This window comes from Methylobacterium platani (assembly GCF_001653715.1).
Classification (GTDB): domain Bacteria; phylum Pseudomonadota; class Alphaproteobacteria; order Rhizobiales; family Beijerinckiaceae; genus Methylobacterium; species Methylobacterium platani.
In genome coordinates this window covers 1-16810 of sequence record NZ_LWHQ01000045.1, presented here as the reverse complement: position 1 = coordinate 16810, position 16810 = coordinate 1, and the positions used below count along the sequence as shown (strand labels likewise).

Annotated in this window: 19 protein-coding genes; 12 read left to right on the top strand and 7 right to left on the bottom strand. The window is 72.6% G+C overall.

What is annotated here, in order from left to right; genetic code table 11:
- The first annotated feature begins 154 nt into the window (after positions 1-154).
- The 8 genes from A5481_RS22245 to A5481_RS22210 all read left to right on the top strand — a co-directional run bounded on the left by A5481_RS22245 (position 155) and on the right by A5481_RS22210 (position 8543).
- Complete coding sequence (locus A5481_RS22245) at positions 155-2524, top strand: xanthine dehydrogenase family protein molybdopterin-binding subunit (protein ID WP_064504311.1); 2370 nt, start codon at positions 155-157, stop codon at positions 2522-2524.
- A gap of 20 nt (positions 2525-2544) precedes the next feature.
- Complete coding sequence (locus tag A5481_RS22240; RefSeq protein WP_048434924.1) at positions 2545-3345, top strand: FAD binding domain-containing protein; 801 nt, start codon at positions 2545-2547, stop codon at positions 3343-3345.
- Between the two features lie 408 nt (positions 3346-3753).
- Entirely contained in the window at positions 3754-4656 is a 903-nt protein-coding gene (locus A5481_RS22235; RefSeq protein ID WP_064504310.1) for an AAA family ATPase, read from the top strand.
- A complete protein-coding gene (locus A5481_RS22230) occupies positions 4653-5861 on the top strand; it encodes a vWA domain-containing protein (protein WP_064504309.1) in 1209 nt (402 codons plus the stop codon). The genes A5481_RS22235 and A5481_RS22230 overlap by 4 nt, the downstream gene beginning before the upstream one ends.
- Positions 5862-5907: 46 nt before the next feature.
- Entirely contained in the window at positions 5908-6231 is a 324-nt protein-coding gene (locus A5481_RS22225; protein ID WP_048436902.1) for an XdhC family protein, read from the top strand.
- Positions 6228-6926, top strand: a complete 699-nt coding sequence (locus A5481_RS22220; RefSeq protein ID WP_048436901.1) for an XdhC family protein — start codon at positions 6228-6230, stop codon at positions 6924-6926. Before A5481_RS22225 ends, A5481_RS22220 begins: the two co-directional genes overlap by 4 nt.
- Positions 6923-7957 carry a molybdopterin-binding domain-containing protein gene (locus A5481_RS22215; protein WP_048436900.1) on the top strand — a complete coding sequence of 345 codons (1035 nt, stop codon included), beginning with the start codon at positions 6923-6925 and terminating at the stop codon, positions 7955-7957. Before A5481_RS22220 ends, A5481_RS22215 begins: the two co-directional genes overlap by 4 nt.
- Positions 7950-8543 carry a nucleotidyltransferase family protein gene (locus A5481_RS22210; protein ID WP_048436899.1) on the top strand — a complete coding sequence of 198 codons (594 nt, stop codon included), beginning with the start codon at positions 7950-7952 and terminating at the stop codon, positions 8541-8543. The genes A5481_RS22215 and A5481_RS22210 overlap by 8 nt, the downstream gene beginning before the upstream one ends.
- A gap of 102 nt (positions 8544-8645) precedes the next feature.
- Here the strand turns inward: A5481_RS22210 and A5481_RS22205 are convergent, their stop codons facing one another.
- Together A5481_RS22205 and A5481_RS22200 are read right to left on the bottom strand one after the other, a co-directional pair.
- Positions 8646-9269, bottom strand: a complete 624-nt coding sequence (locus A5481_RS22205; RefSeq protein ID WP_048436898.1) for an exopolysaccharide biosynthesis protein — start codon at positions 9267-9269, stop codon at positions 8646-8648.
- A gap of 350 nt (positions 9270-9619) precedes the next feature.
- Positions 9620-9889 (bottom strand): usg protein, encoded by a 270-nt coding sequence (locus A5481_RS22200; RefSeq protein WP_048436897.1) that lies wholly within the window; start codon positions 9887-9889, stop codon positions 9620-9622.
- A 347-nt stretch (positions 9890-10236) separates the two neighbouring features.
- On the opposite strand from A5481_RS22200, the gene bcsS reads away from it, so the two are divergent.
- Entirely contained in the window at positions 10237-11004 is a 768-nt protein-coding gene (gene bcsS / locus A5481_RS22195; protein WP_245239166.1) for a cellulose biosynthesis protein BcsS, read from the top strand.
- Here bcsS and A5481_RS22190 read toward each other — a convergent pair.
- Positions 10927-12528: a cryptochrome/photolyase family protein gene (locus A5481_RS22190; protein WP_064504308.1), complete on the bottom strand. Its 1602-nt coding sequence runs from the start codon at positions 12526-12528 to the stop codon at positions 10927-10929. The two genes, bcsS and A5481_RS22190, sit on opposite strands and share 78 nt — an antisense overlap.
- Before the next feature lie 206 nt (positions 12529-12734).
- Between A5481_RS22190 and A5481_RS22185 the strand changes: the two genes are divergently transcribed.
- Both A5481_RS22185 and A5481_RS22180 read left to right on the top strand, forming a co-directional pair.
- Entirely contained in the window at positions 12735-13601 is an 867-nt protein-coding gene (locus tag A5481_RS22185; RefSeq protein ID WP_048437485.1) for a methionyl-tRNA formyltransferase, read from the top strand.
- Positions 13602-13604: 3 nt separating this feature from the next.
- The gene (locus A5481_RS22180) at positions 13605-13775 is read left to right on the top strand and encodes a DUF2256 domain-containing protein (RefSeq protein WP_156312198.1); all 171 of its coding nucleotides are present in this window, start codon (positions 13605-13607) and stop codon (positions 13773-13775) included.
- Positions 13776-13830: 55 nt separating this feature from the next.
- Here the strand turns inward: A5481_RS22180 and A5481_RS22175 are convergent, their stop codons facing one another.
- From A5481_RS22175 to A5481_RS35370, 3 genes are read right to left on the bottom strand one after another with little or no spacing between them, the layout of a single operon-like run.
- A complete protein-coding gene (locus tag A5481_RS22175; protein ID WP_048437484.1) occupies positions 13831-14697 on the bottom strand; it encodes a metal ABC transporter permease in 867 nt (288 codons plus the stop codon).
- A complete protein-coding gene (gene aztA / locus A5481_RS22170; RefSeq protein ID WP_048437483.1) occupies positions 14694-15527 on the bottom strand; it encodes a zinc ABC transporter ATP-binding protein AztA in 834 nt (277 codons plus the stop codon). Before aztA ends, A5481_RS22175 begins: the two co-directional genes overlap by 4 nt.
- Positions 15524-15685, bottom strand: a complete 162-nt coding sequence (locus A5481_RS35370) for a hypothetical protein (RefSeq protein WP_245239247.1) — start codon at positions 15683-15685, stop codon at positions 15524-15526. The genes aztA and A5481_RS35370 overlap by 4 nt, the downstream gene beginning before the upstream one ends.
- Positions 15686-15860: 175 nt before the next feature.
- Here A5481_RS35370 and A5481_RS22165 point away from each other — a divergent pair, with 175 nt between their 5' ends.
- Positions 15861-16403 (top strand): Fur family transcriptional regulator, encoded by a 543-nt coding sequence (locus A5481_RS22165; RefSeq protein ID WP_064504307.1) that lies wholly within the window; start codon positions 15861-15863, stop codon positions 16401-16403.
- A gap of 140 nt (positions 16404-16543) precedes the next feature.
- On the opposite strand, the gene A5481_RS22160 is transcribed toward A5481_RS22165, so the two are convergent.
- Positions 16544-16810: FG-GAP repeat domain-containing protein (locus tag A5481_RS22160; RefSeq protein ID WP_197514224.1), on the bottom strand; the 267-nt coding region annotated here is incomplete at its 5' end.

The window sequence follows — 16810 nt, the reverse complement described above, 5'->3', positions numbered from 1 at the left end:
CCCAACCCTCCCCCCCCCCCTCTGCGGGGGAGGGTTTCAGACCTGCGACACACCGAATCCCGTCCGCGCCATCCGGACCAACAACAAACGCCACCGAGAACGAGGCCGGCCCTCGGCGCCGGCCCGCGAGGCCAAATCCGGGAGAGACACGCCCATGACCGCCACGGGTATCGGCGCCTCGGTGCGCCGCAAGGAAGACCAGCGCTTCATCACCGGCAAGGGCCGCTACGTCGACGACTACAACCGTCCGGGCCAGGCCCACGCCTCCTTCCTGCGCTCGCCGCACGCCCATGCCACGATCCGCGCCATCGACACCTCGGCCGCGGCAGGGATGCCGGGCGTCGTCGGAATCCTGACCGGCGAGGACCTCGCGGCCGACAAGGTCGGCGGCCTGATCTGCGGCTGGATGATCCATTCCAAGGACGGCACGCCGATGAAGGCCGGGGCGCATCCGGCGCTCGCGCAAGGCAAGGTGCGCTACGTCGGCGACCACGTCGCGGTGGTCATCGCCGAGACCCTGGCCCAGGCCAAGGACGCCGCCGAGGCGATCACCGTCGATTACGACGTGCTGCCCGCGGTGGTCGAGACCGCGAAAGCCGCGGGCGCCGGCACGGTGGTGCACGACGTCGCCCCCGACAACACCGTCTTCAACTGGCATCTGGGCAACCAGGCCGACGTCGAGGCGGCCTTCGCCCGCGCGGCGCACGTGACGACGCTCGACATCGTCAACAACCGGCTGGTGCCGAACCCGATCGAGCCGCGCGCGGCGGTCGGCGAGTACGACGAGGCCGAGGAGGCGTTCACCCTCTACACCACGAGCCAGAATCCGCACGTCGCGCGCCTCGTGCTCTCGGCCTTCATCGGCATCGCGCCGGAGAACAAGCTGCGGGTGGTGGCGCCCGACGTCGGCGGCGGCTTCGGCTCGAAGATCTTCATCTACGCCGAGGAGACGGTCTGCGTCTGGGCGGCGAAGAAGGTCGGCCGGCCGGTGAAGTGGACCAGCGACCGCACCGAGGCGTTCCTGTGCGACGCCCACGGCCGCGACCACGTCACCCATGCCGAGCTCGCGATGGACGAAGGCGGCAAAATCCTGGCCCTCAAGGTCCACACCATCGCCAATCTCGGTGCCTATCTCTCGACTTTCTCGTCGTCGGTCCCGACCTACCTCTACGCGCCGCTCCTGTCGGGCCAGTACAACATCCCGGCGATCTACTGCGAGGTCGATGGCGTCTACACCAACACCGCGCCGGTCGACGCTTATCGCGGCGCCGGGCGGCCGGAGGCGACCTTCGTCATCGAGCGGCTGGTCGAGGTCGCGGCGCGCGAGCTGAACCAGGACCCGGCGAAGTTCCGGCGCAAGAACTACGTCAAGAGCTTCCCGCACCAGACCCCCGTCATCATGATGTACGATGGCGGCGACTACTCGGCCTCGCTCGACAAGGCGCTGGAGATCGCCGACCACAAGGGCTTTCCCCGCCGCCGGCGCGAGAGCGCCCGCAACGGCAAGCTGCGGGGCATCGGCTTCTCGTCCTACATCGAGGCCTGCGGCATCGCTCCCTCGCAGGCGGTCGGGTCGCTGGGCGCCGGCGTGGGCCTGTGGGAATCGGCCGAGGTCCGGGTGAACCCGACCGGCTCGATCGAGGTGCTGACCGGCTCGCACAGCCACGGCCAGGGCCACGAGACCACCTTCGCCCAGCTCGTCTCCGACCGGCTCGGCGTGCCGATCGAGAGCGTCACCATCGTGCACGGCGACACCGACAAGGTGCAGTTCGGCATGGGCACCTACGGCTCGCGCTCCGGCGCGGTCGGCATGTCGGCCATCGCCAAGGCGATCGACAAGGTGGTGGCCAAGGGCCGCAAGGTCGCGGCCTACGCGCTCGAGGCCGGCGAGGACGACATCGAGTTCAAGGACGGCCGGTTCTCGGTCGCCGGCACCGACAAGTCGCTCGCGTTCGGCGAGGTGGCGTTGCAGGCCTACGTCGCCCACAAGTTCAGCGGCGCGCAGCTCGAGCCGGGGCTGAAGGAGGGGGCGTTCTACGATCCCACCAACTTCACCTTCCCGGCCGGGATGCACATCTGCGAGCTCGAGATCGATCCCGATACCGGCGTCGTCACCATCGAGAGGTTCACGGCGGTCGACGATTTCGGCAACGTCATCAACCCGATGATCGTCGAGGGCCAGGTCCATGGCGGCATCGCGCAGGGCGTCGGCCAGGCCCTGTTCGAGGGGGCGCTGTACGATTCCGACGGCCAGCTCGTCACCGCGAGCTTCATGGATTACCGCATGCCCCGCGCCGCCGACCTGCCCTCGTTCGAGGTCGGCATGACGGTGACGCCGTGCCCGTCGAACCCGCTCGGCATCAAGGGCTGCGGCGAGGCCGGCGCCATCGCGGCCCCGGCGGCGGTGATGAACGCGCTCACCGACGCGCTCGGCCACGAGAACATCGCGATGCCGGCGACACCCCTGGCGGTGTGGCGGGCGGCTCAAGGCAGCCCCCACCTGCGCCCGGAAGCCGCGGAATAAATCCAAGTCTGGAGAGCCTCATGTACGCTTTCGCCTATCACCAGCCGACCAGCCTCAAGGAGGCGGTGAGCCTGCTCGCCGGCGAGGACGCCAAGCTCGTCGCCGGCGGCCACACCCTGATCCCGACGATGAAGCAGCGGCTGGCCGCCCCCGGCACGCTGATCGACCTCGGCAAGGTGCCGGACCTCGTCGGCATCGAGCGCAGCCCGCGCTCGATCACCATCGGCGCCATGACCACCCACGGCGCGGTGGCCGATTCGGCCGACGTGAAGGAGGCGATCCCCGCGCTCGCCGAACTCGCGGCGCTCATCGGCGATCCGGCGGTGCGCCACCGCGGCACGATCGGCGGCTCGGTCGCCAACAACGATCCGGCCGCGGATTATCCGGCGGCCTGCCTCGCGCTCGGGGCGACGATCAGCACCAACAAGCGCAAGCTCACGGCGGAAGAATACTTCACCGGCCTGTTCGAGACGGCGCTGGAGGAGGGCGAGATCGTCACCGGGGTCTCGTTCCCGATCCCCCACAAGGCCGCCTACGAGAAGTTCCGCAACCCGGCCTCGCGCTACGCCCTCGTCGGCGTGTTCGTCGCCAAGCGCCCGAGCGACATCCGGGTGACCGTGACGGGCGCCGGCTCGAACGGCGTTTTCCGCTGGACCGAGGCCGAGGAGGCGCTCGCCAAGCGCTTCTCCGCGAAGTCGCTCGAAGGCATGTCGCCGTCGGCGAGCGGCCTCAACAGCGACATCCACGCCGATGCCGATTACCGGGCCCACCTGATCGGCGTGATGGCGCGGCGCGCCGTGCAGAAGGCGGCGGATCGGTAAGGTGTGACCTCAATCGCCAACCCTCCCCCCTTCTGCGGTAGGGTTGTGCGGAGAAAGAACAAGGCGCGGGTTTCCCCTCTCCCCGCGGGCGGGGAGAGGCCTTCACCCCCCTTGTCGGGGGTGAAGGCAGCCCGCAGGGCGAGGGTGAGGGGGTATTTCCGGGGGAGCCTCACTCGTCGAGACCCCCTCACCCTCGCTCCGGCTGCGCCTCCGCTTGCCGACGACACGACAAGGTGTCGTCGGCCCTCTCCCCGCCCGCGGGGAGAGGGGGAGGCCCGCGCGTCGTCTTTCCCTGTACATCCCCACCTCTGCGGAGAAGGGACTGGACGGGCAGCGGCTCGCCTCAATATTTCACACAGCGATACCCCGGCGGACGCGACCGCCCCCGCGAGAAGCCCCCTCCGCCGAATGACCCTCCCCACCTCCATCGACGCCACCCAGGCGCTGCTCTCGTCGGCCGGCTACGTCGCCGACCGGGCGCTCTCCACCGTGGTGTTCCTGTCGCTCAAGCTCCAGCGCCCGCTCTTCCTCGAAGGGGAGGCCGGCGTCGGCAAGACCGAAATCGCCAAGGTGCTGGCGAGATCGCTCGGCCGGCCGCTGATCCGGCTGCAATGCTACGAGGGGCTCGACGTCGCCGCCGCGGTCTACGAGTGGAACTATGCCGGCCAGATGATGGCGATCCGCCTCGCCGAGGCCGGCGGCGCCGTCGACCGCGAGCGGCTCGAATCCGAGCTGTTCTCCGAGCGCTACCTGATCCGCCGGCCGCTGCTCCAGGCGCTGGAGCCCGGCGCGGGCGGTGCGCCGGTGCTGCTGATCGACGAGCTCGACCGCACCGACGAGGCGTTCGAGGCCTTCCTGCTCGAGGTGCTGTCCGACTTCCAGGTCACGATCCCCGAACTCGGCACCATCCGCGCGCCCGAGCCGCCGCTGGTGATCCTGACCTCGAACCGCACCCGGGAGATCCACGACGCCCTCAAGCGCCGCTGCCTCTACCACTGGGTCGACTACCCGGACGCGGAGCGCGAGCTGCAGATCCTGCGCACCCGCCTGCCGCACGCGCCCGAAGCCCTGTCGCGCCAGGTCGTCGCCTTCGTGCAGGCGATCCGCAAGGAAGACCTGTTCAAGGCGCCGGGCGTCGCCGAGACGCTGGACTGGGCCACCGCGCTCGTCGAGCTCGACGCCATCGCGCTCGATCCGACGCTGGTCATCGACACGCTCGGCGTGCTGCTGAAGTACCAGGACGACATCCAGGCGATGCAGGGCGGGCGCGCCAAGGCGCTGCTCGACGAGGTGCGGTCCTCCGCCGGATGAGCGAGGCGCCCGCGGGCTCCGGCCGCCTCCCGGACAACATCGCCTACTTCGCCCGGGCGCTACGAAAAGCGGGCGTGCCGGTCGGGCCCGGCGACGTGATCGACGCCGTCGCGGCGGTCGAGGCCGCCGGCATCGGCAGCCGCGAGGATTTCTACTGGACGCTGCACGCCGTGCTGGTGCGGCGGCGCGAGCACGCGACCCTGTTCGCCGAGGCGTTCCGGCTGTTCTGGCGCCGGCGCGACCTCATCGAGAAGATGATCGCCCAGATGTCGCCGGTCGCCCCCGACAAGGCGCCGCCCAAACCCCCGAATGCCGGGGCGCTGCGGGTGCAGGAGGCCCTGTCGCCGAAGACCGAGCGGCCCAAGCCCAGGATCACGGAGGAGGATCTCACCACCGTCACCCTGTCGGTGTCGCAGGCCGAGGTGCTGAAGGGCAAGGACTTCGCCCAGATGAGCGCCGACGAGGTCGCGCAGGCCCGCCGGCTCATCGCAGGCCTGCGGCTTCCCGACGACGCCACCCGGACCCGGCGGTTCGAGGCGCGGCCGCGCGGGCGGATCGACCCGCGGCGCAGCTTCCAGCGCACGGTGCGGGCCGGCGGCGCCATCGATCTCGCCTTCCGGGCGCCGCGGGAGCGGCCGCCGCCGATCGTGGCGCTGTGCGACATCTCCGGCTCGATGGCGGAGTATTCGCGCCTGTTCCTGCACTTCCTGCACGCCATGAGCGAGCAGCGGCGGGTGCACAGCTTCGTCTTCGCGACGCGGCTCACCAACATCACCCGGGAGCTGACCCGGCGCGACCCGGACGAGGCGTTGTCCCGCGCCAGCGCCCGGGCGCAGGACTGGGAGGGCGGCACCCGCATCGCCGAGGCCCTGCACCTGTTCAACCGGCACTGGTCGCGCCGGGTGCTCGGCGGCGGCGCCGTGGTGCTGCTGTTCACCGACGGGCTCGAGCGCGAGGTGACGCCGGAACTGACCCACGAGATGGACCGGCTGCGGCGCTCGTGCCGGCGGCTGGTCTGGCTCAACCCGCTCTTGCGCTTCGACGGTTTCTCGGCCCGGGCGAGCGGCATCCGGGCGATGCTGCCCCACGTCGACGATTTCCGGCCGATCCACAGCCTGTCGGCGATGGCCGACCTCTGCCGCGCGCTCGGCGCGCACCAGCCGCGCGGCCGCGAGCCGAAGGCGTGGTTGCGCGAAGCCGGCTGACACCTACCTGTTGTAACGGGGCTGATGGCCCCGGAGACCTTGCCCGATGCTGTCGACAGACACCGACATCCTCGCCACCGCCGAGGCCTGGCGTGACGCCGGCCGCGGCGTGGCGCTCGCCACCGTGATCGAGACCTGGGGCTCGGCCCCGCGCCCGGTCGGCTCCCATCTGATCATCGACCAGGAGGGCAACTTCCTCGGCTCGGTCTCGGGCGGCTGCGTCGAGGGCGCGGTCATCGCCGAGGCCGCCGACGTGATCGAGGACGGCAAGCCCCGGGTGCTCGAATTCGGCGTCGCCGACGAGACCGCCTGGCGGGTCGGCCTGTCCTGCGGCGGGCGCATCCGCGTGCTGGTCGAGCCGGTCGCGTGAAGCTCGACATCCTGCGGGAGATGAATCGGGAGCGCGCCGCCCGCCGCGCCGTCATCCTGGTCACCGACACGGCCGACGGCGGCCAGCGCCTGGTGCGCGAGACCGAGGCGGAGGGCGATCCGCTGGCCGCCGAACTCGCGGACCGGTTCCGATCCGGCAGGAGCGGGACCGTCGAGGCCGAGGGGCGCTCGCTGTTCCTGACCGTGCAGGTACCGCCGCCGCGCCTCGTGGTGATCGGCGCCGTCCATATCAGCCAGGCGCTCGCCCCGATGGCGCAGGCGACCGACCTCGACGTCACCGTCATCGACCCGCGCACCGCCTTCGCGACGCCGGAGCGGTTTCCCGACGTGACCTTGCTGCCGCTCTGGCCGGACGACGCCCTGGCGCAACTGCCGCCGCTCGATCGCTACACCGCGCTCGCGGCCCTGACCCACGACCCGAAGATCGACGACCCGGCGCTGATCGCGGCGCTGAAGGCCGAATCCTTCTACGTCGGGGCGCTGGGCTCGCGAAAAACCCACGGCAAGCGCGTCGAGCGCCTGACCGCCGCCGGCCTGGCGCCTGAGCAGATCGCCCGCATCGCCGCGCCGATCGGCCTCGATATCGGGGCGGTCAGCCCGGCCGAGATCGCCGTCTCGGTGCTCGCCCAGGTCATCGCGTCCCTGCGGCAGGATCGCCGCCGGGCCCCCGCATGAGGTTCGGCCCGGTTCCCGTCGCGGAGTCCGTCGGGCTGATCGCCGCCCATTCGGTGCGCGCCGGCGATGCGGTGGTGAGGAAGGGCCGGGCGATCGCCGCGGAGGATGCCGCCCGGCTCGCCGCGGCCGGCATCGCCGAGGTGGTGGCGGTCCGCCTCGAACCGGACGATGTCGGCGAGGACGCGGCGGCCGCCCGGCTCGCCGCCGCGGTGGCGGGGCCGGGCGTCGCCGTCGAGCCGCCCTTCACCGGCCGGGCCAACCTGCACGCCGCGCAGGCCGGCCTGCTTGTCCTCGACGAGGCGGCGATCGGCGCCGTCAACCGCGTCGACGAGGCGGTGACCCTCGCGACCCTGGTGCCGTACAAGCCGGTCGTGGCCGGCGAGATGGTGGCGACCGTCAAGATCATACCCTATGCGGTGCCGGGCGCGGTCCTGGAGCGGGCGCTCGCCGCCGCGGCCCCGGCGATCCGGGTCGCGCCCTACCGCCTGACCCGGGTGGCGGCGATCTCGACCCTGCTGCCGGGCCTCAAGGCGAGCGTGGTCGACAAGACCCTGCGCACCCTCGAGGCGCGGCTGGCACCAGCCGGCGCCCGCCTCGTCGGCGAGGTCCGGGTGCCGCACGAGGCCGGGGCGGTGGCCCACGCCCTGCGCCACGCGATCGAGCGCGACCGTGCGGAGCTCGCCGTGGTGTTCGGCGCCTCGGCCATCGCCGACCGGCGCGACGTGATCCCGGCCGGGATCGAGGCGGCGGGCGGCGTCGTCGACCATCTCGGCATGCCGGTCGATCCGGGCAACCTGCTGCTGCTGGGCCGGCTCGGTCAGGACTCGCGGCATCCCGTGCCGGTGATCGGGGCGCCCGGCTGCGCCCGCTCGCCGAAGGAGAACGGCTTCGACTGGGTGCTGCAGCGACTGCTGTCCGGTCTCCCGGTCACCCGCGGCGACATCGTCGGGTTCGGGGTCGGCGGCCTCCTGATGGAGATCGTGTCGCGGCCCCAGCCGCGGGACGGCGGCGCGAGCGCCGACGATGCGTGACCCGGTCGGGACGGTCCTGCTCGCCGCCGGCCGCGGCACCCGCTTCGGCGCGAGCCCGAAGCTCCTGAGCCCGCTCGACGGCAAGCCGCTGGTGCGCCACGCCGCCGAGGCCGCCCTGGCGGCGGATCTCGGGCCGGTCGTGGCCGTGCTCGGCCATGCCGCCGACGCGGTGCGGGCGGCCCTGGCCGGATTGCCGCTGACGCTCGTCGAGAATCGCGACTACGCCGAAGGCCTGTCGACGTCGCTGCGCGCCGGGCTGGCGGCCCTGCCGGAGACGATCGGGGCATCGCTGGTGCTGCTCGGCGACATGCCGCGGGTCGGGCCCGGCCTGCTGGTGCAGCTCGCCGAGGCCTTCCGGACGGCCCATGTCGCGCCGTCCGCGGTGGTGCCGGTGCGGGAGGGACAGCGCGGCAACCCGGTCCTGCTCAACCGCCGCCTCCTCGCCGAGGGGCTCGCCACGCTCACGGGCGATCGCGGCGCCGGCCCGCTGCTCGCGCGGCGCAGCGACGTGCTGGACCTGCCGGTGGAGGATGCGGGGGTGCTGGTCGACGTGGATACGCCGGCGGCGTTGGCCGGGCTGTCGTGATTCATACGCTCGCGCCTTCGCATCGGCGTCGGCGCGAGGAGACAGGGTCGTTGCGGGCTCAGCCAGCGCCCTCGAGCGGATCCGTCCGAGGGCGCCGCGGTATTACGCCCCCGCCGCGGCGGCCCCCAGGTTCAGCAGCCCGACCACGGCGGTGAACACCGCGTAGACGAAGCCGAGGTTCAGGAGCACGCCGAGCACGCCGATGCCGAGGCCCGCCGCGACCACGATGCCGTCGCGCTCGACGAGGCCGAGGCCGACGAGGGTGACGGCGAGGCCGAGCGGGATCTGGCCGACGAGCGGAGCGGCGACGATCAGCACGAGCGAGAGCGCCAGCAGCAGCAGCCCCATGGTGCGCATGCCGATGTCGTTCTCGAACACCCGCAGCCGCGGCCGCGACCAGCGCTCGAGACGGCGCAGCAGCGGCACCGCGCGGTTGACCGCCCGCTGCAGGTCGGACCGGGCGATCGAGCGGCCGAGGAGGGCGCGCGGCAGCCAGGGGGCCGACATGCCGGCGGCGAGCTGCGCCGCGACGAGCGCGAGGAGCAGGCCGCAGATCAGCGGGATCGGCGGCGGCATCGGCAGGCAATTCGGCAGGCCGAGCAGCACGACGAGCAGCGCGAAGGCCCGGTCGCGCAGCACCGCCACGATGTCGCCGACGGTCAGCCGCTCGGAGTCCTGCGCGGCGAGGACGGTCAGGACCTCGGAGGTTCGGGCGAATTGGGTCACGGGATTCTGGCCGTCGGGTACCGGGGAGGCGCCTCCCGGCTGGGTCGTGGCGCCCCCGAACGGAGGCGCGGCGCCCCGGGCCGGGGTCGCCCGGCCCCCTCTAGCCCACTCCGCCGCCCGGGCCAACCCGCGGGCATGGGTGTTCCCCGCGCCCAGATCGGCACGACCCGGCCCGCCGGCGAGGAGGGGCCGGAGCCGCCGTCGAAGCGGCTCGGCCGCGGAGAGAATGCGCCTGTGCATGGTTCACCGACGTGAGCGCCGCACGCGAGGAGCGCGGCTGTGGAGGCCTCACACACGGTCAACCGGGCAATCGTAGGGCAGCGGGCGAAGAAACCGCGCCGCGTCCCCGCTCAATGCAGCGTCAGCACCCCGTTCACGGCGCGGAACTCCGCCGGCTTGACGAGCTGGGAATGGGCAACCCGTACCGAATGCAGCGGCCCGTCGAGCTCGCGCTTCCAGAAATCGAGGAAGCCGGTGAGCACCGGGAAGCGCGGGGCGAGGTCGTAATCCTGCCAGACAAAGGTCTGCAGCACGCCGGGGTGATCGGGGATGCGGTAGAGGATGTGGGCCGTCGTCAGCCCGTATCCCTCGATCTGCTGCCGGAACTCCTTCGAGACCATGAAACCTCCTCGGCTTTCGATGTTCCTTCTCGGATGCACAGCTGTTTGCCGACCAAGGGTCCGATGATGCGGTTAACGAGTGCTTAAGCTCAAGCCGGAATCGGCGTCGATCCGTCGATCTTTCAAGTCATGGCAGCCTCTCTACACGAGTGCTGACAGGATCCGGCAGACCGGTCCCGCAGGGATCCCCGGGTTGCCGACCGGGCTCGTCGCCGGTCCGGCCGCGGGCCTGCGAGAGACACGATCCCGGGCGCCGTCGATCGCCTGTGATGCGATGCCGGCATCCGCTTGACGCAGCGTTCCATGGAAAAGATATTTCCATCACCGCAACGATGGTCCCGGACGCCGTGCCTCGTCCTTCGGTCAGCCCGGTCCTGCTCTGTGCGGCGGCAAGCCTCGCCTGCCCCGACGCCCTGCGCGCCGACGAGCGCGAGGAGGTCCGGACCGTGCTGTTCGGCAGCCTGGATGCGGGCCGCTCCACCTTCGTCGGCGCCGGTGCCAAGCTCGCGCCCGGCGGGACCGGCCGGGACGGCTTCGTCGCCCTCGCGACCCTCGGCTACGGCCTGCGGCCGGAGCGGGACTGGTGGGGCGACCCGCGCGGCCCGGCCGGCGGGCGCCCGCCCCGCACGTTTCGCCACACCGTGCAGGCCGGCGCCCTGGCGGGCTGGCAATGGCTGCGCGACTCGGGCGTCGTCGCGCTCTTCGCCGGCCCCGAACTCGCCTTCGAGGTGCTGGATTCGCCCGCGACCCGGCGATTGCCGGCGCCGCGGCCGGGGCTGCGCGTGCAGGGCGAAATGTGGGTGCGCCCGACCGAGGCGACCCTCGTCACCGCGACGCTGGTCGCCGGGACCGCCCGCTGGAGCCTCTGGGGCCGGGCGGCCTGGGGCGCCCGGCTGCCGGAGGCGGGCATTGCCGCCCTCGCGAAGGCCTATGTCGGGCCGGAGGCGGCGCTCTATGCCGACCGGACCGGCTACCGGAGATGGAGCCTCGGCCTCCACGCCACCGAGGTCGCGCTGGACCGGGTGAGCCTGCGCGTCTCAGCGGGCTACGCCTACGAGGAACAGGTCCGGCGCCCGGGCGTCTACGGCACGCTCACCGCCTGGCTGCCCCTCTGACGGGTCGAGCGACGCGAGGAAGCGGGTCGAATCGGCCGCGATCTCGCCGCGCCGCGCCGCCGACATCCGCCCCAGGGTGCGGTACGGCATCGCCATGCGCGGATTGCCGCTCAAGGTGTCCTCGTGGGCGATCAGGAAGTTCCAGTACAGGTAGTTGAACGGGCAGGCCTTCGGCCCCGCCTTCTTCTTCACGTCGTAGGCGCAGGCGCCGCAATAGTCCGACATCCGGTCGATATAGGCACCGGAGGCCGCGTAGGGCTTCGAGCCGAGGAGGCCGCCATCGGCGAAGAGCGCCATGCCGTGGACGTTGGGCAGCTCCACCCACTCGTAGGCGTCGGCGTAGACCACCAGGAACCACTCCTCGACCTGGGCCGGCGCGAGGCCGGCCAGCAGGGCGAAGTTGCCGAGCACCATCAGGCGCTGGATGTGGTGGGCATGGGCATGCGCCCGGGTGTCCCGCACGCATTCGGCGAGGCAGGCCATCCGGGTCTCGCCCGACCAGTAGAACCACGGCAGGTCGCGGGTGGCGCCGAGGGCGTTGGTTTCGGGATAGTCCGGCATCCGGGTCCAGTAGACCCCGCGCACGTATTCGCGCCAGCCGAGGATCTGGCGGATGAAGCCCTCTACGGCGTTGAGGGGCGCCGAGCCGTCGCGCCAGCGTGCTTCCGCCGCCCGGCAGACCTCCTCGGCGTCGAGGAGACCGAGATTGAGGGCCGGCGCGATCAGGCCGTGATACAGGAACGGCGTGCCGGCGCGCATCGCGTCCTGGTAGTCGCCGAACTCGGGCAGGCAGACGTCGAGGAAGTGCCGCAGGGCCTCGAGCGCCTCGGCGCGGGTGACCGGCCAGGCGAAGCCGTCGAGGTCGCCGAAATGGTCGGGGAAGCGGCGGGCGACGAGGCCCATCACCGCCTCCGTCGTCGCGTCGGGCGGGAAGCGGAGCCGGTCGGGCACCGCGTGGCCGGCGGGCAGGCGGCGGCGGTTGTCGTGGTCGAAGTTCCAGCGCCCGCCGACCGGGTCGCGCCCCTCCATCAGGAGGCCGGTGCGCCGGCGCATGGCGCGGTAGAACGTCTCCATCCGCAAGGCCTCGCGCCCCTCGGCCCAGCGGGCGAAGACCGGGCGCGGGCACAGGAAGCGGGTGTCGTCCCGGATCTCGACGGGACGGCCGAACCGCTCCTCCCAGGCCCGCATCATCGCCTCGACCCGCCACTCGCCGGGCTCGGTGACGACGATCCGGTCGGGCCGGTGACGGGCGACCGCCCGGTCGAGCTCGGCGGTGAACGACCCGGCATTGCCCGGATCCTCCAGGGCGACGTAGTCGACCGCGATGCCCCGATCGCGCAGGTCGGCCGCGAAGTGGCGCATGGCCGAGAAGACCAAGACCAGCTTCTGCTTGTGGTGGCGCACATAGGTCGCCTCCTCGGCGACCTCGACCATCAGCACCGTGTCGGTGTCGGGATCGAGGTCGGTGAGGGTGGCGAGCCGGGGATGGAGCTGGTCGCCGAGGACGAGGCGGAGCGTGCGCAACGCGGTCAGCCTCTCGCCAGCGCACGCGACACCGCGCGCGGAACGTTGAACGACACATGCCCCATTGCGGCTCCCCTCCGGCTGCCCATAACCCTAGCTAGAGCGAATGGCGGCATCGGCGGCAGGGTCGGGCCGGGCCGAACCGACGCAGGGGCGGGCGGGGCGGGATCCGGTCGCCGGGGCTGGACGGGTCAGGGAGTTGCGGTGTGAAGTTCGCCTTCGCGGGAATCGATTTCCTCGGCGGTGTGTTCGAGGCCCTGGCCGCCGCGGGCTGGCAGCCGATCAAGCTGTTCACCCGCCCCTGCGACGGGGTCTACGACCAGAACGACGCGGTGGTGGCGCTCGCCCGGCGGCACCGGGTGCCGATCCAGCTCTCGCGCATCCGCGTCGCCGATCTCGAGGCGCTCTCGGCCGAGCATGGCCGCGACTGGGCCCTGGTGGTGGCGGGATATCCCTGGCTCATCACCGGCTGGCCGGGCCGGGTGCGCTACGCCCTCAACATCCACCCCTCGCCGCTGCCGGACGGGCGCGGGCCCTATCCGCTGTTCCGCGCCGTCCTCGACTCCTACGAGACCTGGGGCGTGACCGCCCACGTGCTCGCCGAGGGGGGCTTCGACATCGGCGACATCCTAGCCCAGGACCTCTTCCCGCTCTCGCGCGCCGAGACGCACGAGACCCTGCTCACGCGCTGCCAGGTGGCGGCGGCGCGGCTCGCCCGCGGGCCGATCGCCCACGACCTGCCGTCGCTGTGGCGCAAGGCCGAGCCGCAGGGCGACGGCGCCTACTGGCCCCGGGTGACCGACCTCGACCGCACCCTCGATTTCCGCCAGCCGGTCGAGGCGATCCTGCGCCGGGTCCGGGCCTTCGGGACGATCGAGACCCTGGCGCGGATCAACGACAGCAAGGTCTTCGTGCAGGAAGCCCATGGCTGGACCGAGAGCCACCGCCACGTCCCCGGCACGGTCGTGCACCATTATCGCCGCCAGCTCGTGGTCGCGGCCCGGGACGGCTACGTGCAGATCGCCCGCTGGAGCAGCATCGCGCTGGCCGATGCGGGCAAGACCGGGCGCTAGAGAATGCCGAAGATGCGCCGCAAGGGCGACCTGCCGCAGAAGACCTGCGCCCAGTGCGGGCGGCCGTTCGCCTGGCGCAAGAAGTGGGAGCGGGTCTGGGACGAGGTGCGCTACTGCTCGGATGCGTGCCGCCGGGCGGCGCATCGGGGCGAGCCGCCGCGGGGGCCCGAATAGATCCGCGTCCCGGCCTCGGGGCTGCCGAACCGGCGACCGCATCGGCGGCCGAGGTTCAGGCCTCGAGGTGCCGGGACGGCAGCAGCCGCCACACCAGGCCGCCGCGCGGCCCGAGCAGCATCGAGGCGACGTACAGCACCCCGGCCGAGAGCACGATCGCCGGCCCGGTCGGCAGGCCGGCGTAGTAGGAGACGAGCAGGCCCGCCACGCTCGCCGCCAGCGCCAGGATCACCGCCGCCGGCATCAGCCCGGTGAGGTCGAGGGCCCAGAACCGGGCCGCGATCGCCGGAAGCAGCATCAGGCCGACGGCGAGCAGCGTGCCGAGCGCCGCGAAGCCGCCGACGAGGTTGAGTACCACCAGCGCCAGGAAGGCGTAATGCACCGGCCCGCTCGCCCGGCCGACCGAGCGCAGGAACAGCGGATCGACGCATTCCATCACCAGCGGCCGGTAGGCGACGGCGAGGCCGGCGAGCGTCACGGTGCTGATGCCCCCGAGGAGCAGGAGCGCGTCGTCGTCGAGCGCCAGCACCGTGCCGAACAGGATGTGCAGCAGGTCGATCGACGAGCCGCGGGCCGAGATCAGCAGCACGCCGGCGGCGAGCGAGATGAGGTAGAACGCCGCCAGGCTCGCATCCTCGCGCAGGACCGTCGAGCGGGCGACGACCCCGGAGAGCAAGGCCACGGCGAGGCCGGCGACGAGGCCCCCCAGCGTCATCGCCGGCAGCGACAGCCCGGCCCACAGGAAGCCCACCGCGGCGCCGGGCAGGATGGCGTGGCTCATCGCCTCGCTCATCAGGCTCATCCGGCGCAGGGTCAGGAACACGCCGACCGGCGCCGCGCCGACCGAGAGGGCGACGCAGCCGGCCAGCGCCCGGCGCATGAAGGCGAACTCGACGAAGGGCGCCGTCAGGACATCGATCACGCGGCGTGCCCGTGCGTGTGGTGGTCGTGGGAGAGATGGTCCGGCGGGCCGTGGGCGCCGTGGTCGTGCGCCGCCGCCGCGGGCGCGCGGCAGACCGGCGCCTCCTCGTCCCAGGCCTCGCAGAGCCGGCGGGCGCGGCGCAGGTTGTCGGCGGTCAGCACCTCGGCCGTCGGGCCCCAGGCCACCGCCTCGCGGGCGAGCAGCAGGGTCGCGGGGAAGTGGCGCGCGACCTGGTCGAGGTCGTGCAGCACCGCCACGACGGTGCGCCCTTCCGCGTGCCAGCCCCGCACCAGGGCGAGCAGCTCGTAGGTGGTGCGGGAATCGATCGCCGCGAAGGGCTCGTCGAGGAGGATCACCCGGGCGTCCTGGAGGAGGACGCGGGCGAACAGCGCGCGGCGCAGCTGCCCGCCCGACAGGGTGCCGATCGGGCGGCGCTCGAACCCGGTGAGACCGACCGCGGCGAGCGCGGCCTCGACGGCGGCGCGATGGGCCTTGAGCGGGCGCCACGCCCCGACCCGTCGCCACAGCCCCATCGCCACGAGGTCGAACACGCCGATCGGGAAGGCCCGGTCGATCTCGGCCGCCTGGGGCAGGTAGGCGATGTCGTGCCGCGCGAGGCCCGGACGGACGACCGCGCCCTCGAGCGGCGCGATCTCGCCCATGATGCCCTTGAGAAGGGTGGACTTGCCGGCTCCGTTCGGCCCGACGACCGCGGTGAGCGACCCGGTCGGGACGGTGCCGTCGAGGTGGTGGACCGCCGGGTGGCGGGCGTAGCCGAGGGTGAGGCCGCGGAAGACCAGGGCGCCGCCGGGTGCCGACACTGCGCTCACGCCATGGCCCACCCGATCAGGGCCCAGACCAGGGCGGCGAGCCCGGCGGCGACCGCGAGGCGCGGCGCCAGCCCCTGCCGCAGCAGGGAGAACGGCACGGGAAGCGGGCGCTGGACGGCGGCGTCGGCCCGCGGCGCGGGACCATGGTGATGCGGCATCGGCGAATCGTCGCTCGGAATCCGGGCGCGCCCTCTTCGGGCACCGTCGCGAACCCCATATGAGGGGCGGCCGACGGCCGCCCAGGGCCCGGTCGTTACACTGTAACAGGCCGGACCTGTCAACCGCCGCCGGCTTGGGGTAGGAAGCACCGGGGACGCCGGGAGGTTTTTGCGCATGGACGAGCACGGCACCTGCGGGCACCACGACCACGCGCACGGGGACCATGCCCACGGCCACGGCCACGGCCCCGTCCGCACGGCCGACCTCGTCGCGCGGGCCGAGCGGCTGGCGCAGGATCTCGGCCTGCAGTTCACGGCGCTGCGCCGGCGCACGCTGGAGGTGGTGGCGGAGGAGGGCCGGCCGCTCGGCGCCTACGACATCGCCGAGCGCCTCAGCGCCCCGGGCAAGCGCGTCGCCGCGGTCTCGGTCTACCGCGCCCTCGACTTCCTGACCGAGCACGGCCTCGTCCACCGCATCGCCAGCCGCAACGCCTTCGTCCCGTGCGAGCACGGCCACGGTGCCGGCGAGAGCGCGGTCTTCCTGATCTGCCGCAGCTGCGGCAGCGTCGACGAGACGATCTCCGCCGAGATCGAGCGCAGCCTGGACCGGACGCTCGCCCAGGCCGGATTCAAGCCGGCGAGCCGGATCGTCGAGATCGAGGGGGAGTGCGGGGCATGCCAGGGGCGGGGGGAGGCGAGCCGGACCGAACCGTGCTGACGATGGGCCGCACCGGCGAGGAGCATCCGGGGGCTGCGACGGACTGGCCGTCGCCCGTGCGCAGGTCGTCCGCGCGTGATCGCGGCCGGTAACGATCCGGTCCGGCTTCCGGGAGCGGCTTCCCGGAAGCCGGACGACTCTCAGGTGAACGACGTATCCTGGCTGAAGGCGACGTAGACGCCCGCTTCCCCGAAGCCGACGATGTCCGCACGCCGATCGCCGTTCACGTCCGCCAGGGCCCGGTGGTACCTGTCGTCGCTGGCCCAGCCGCCGGCCTCCGCCCCGGCGCCGAAGTTCTGCAGCTTGAGCTGGGCCTGGCCGAAGCCGCCGCTGCCGTCGGCCAGGGCGACGTAGACGCCGGCCTCGCCGAAGCCGACGATGTCGGCGCGCCCGTCGCCGTTCACGTC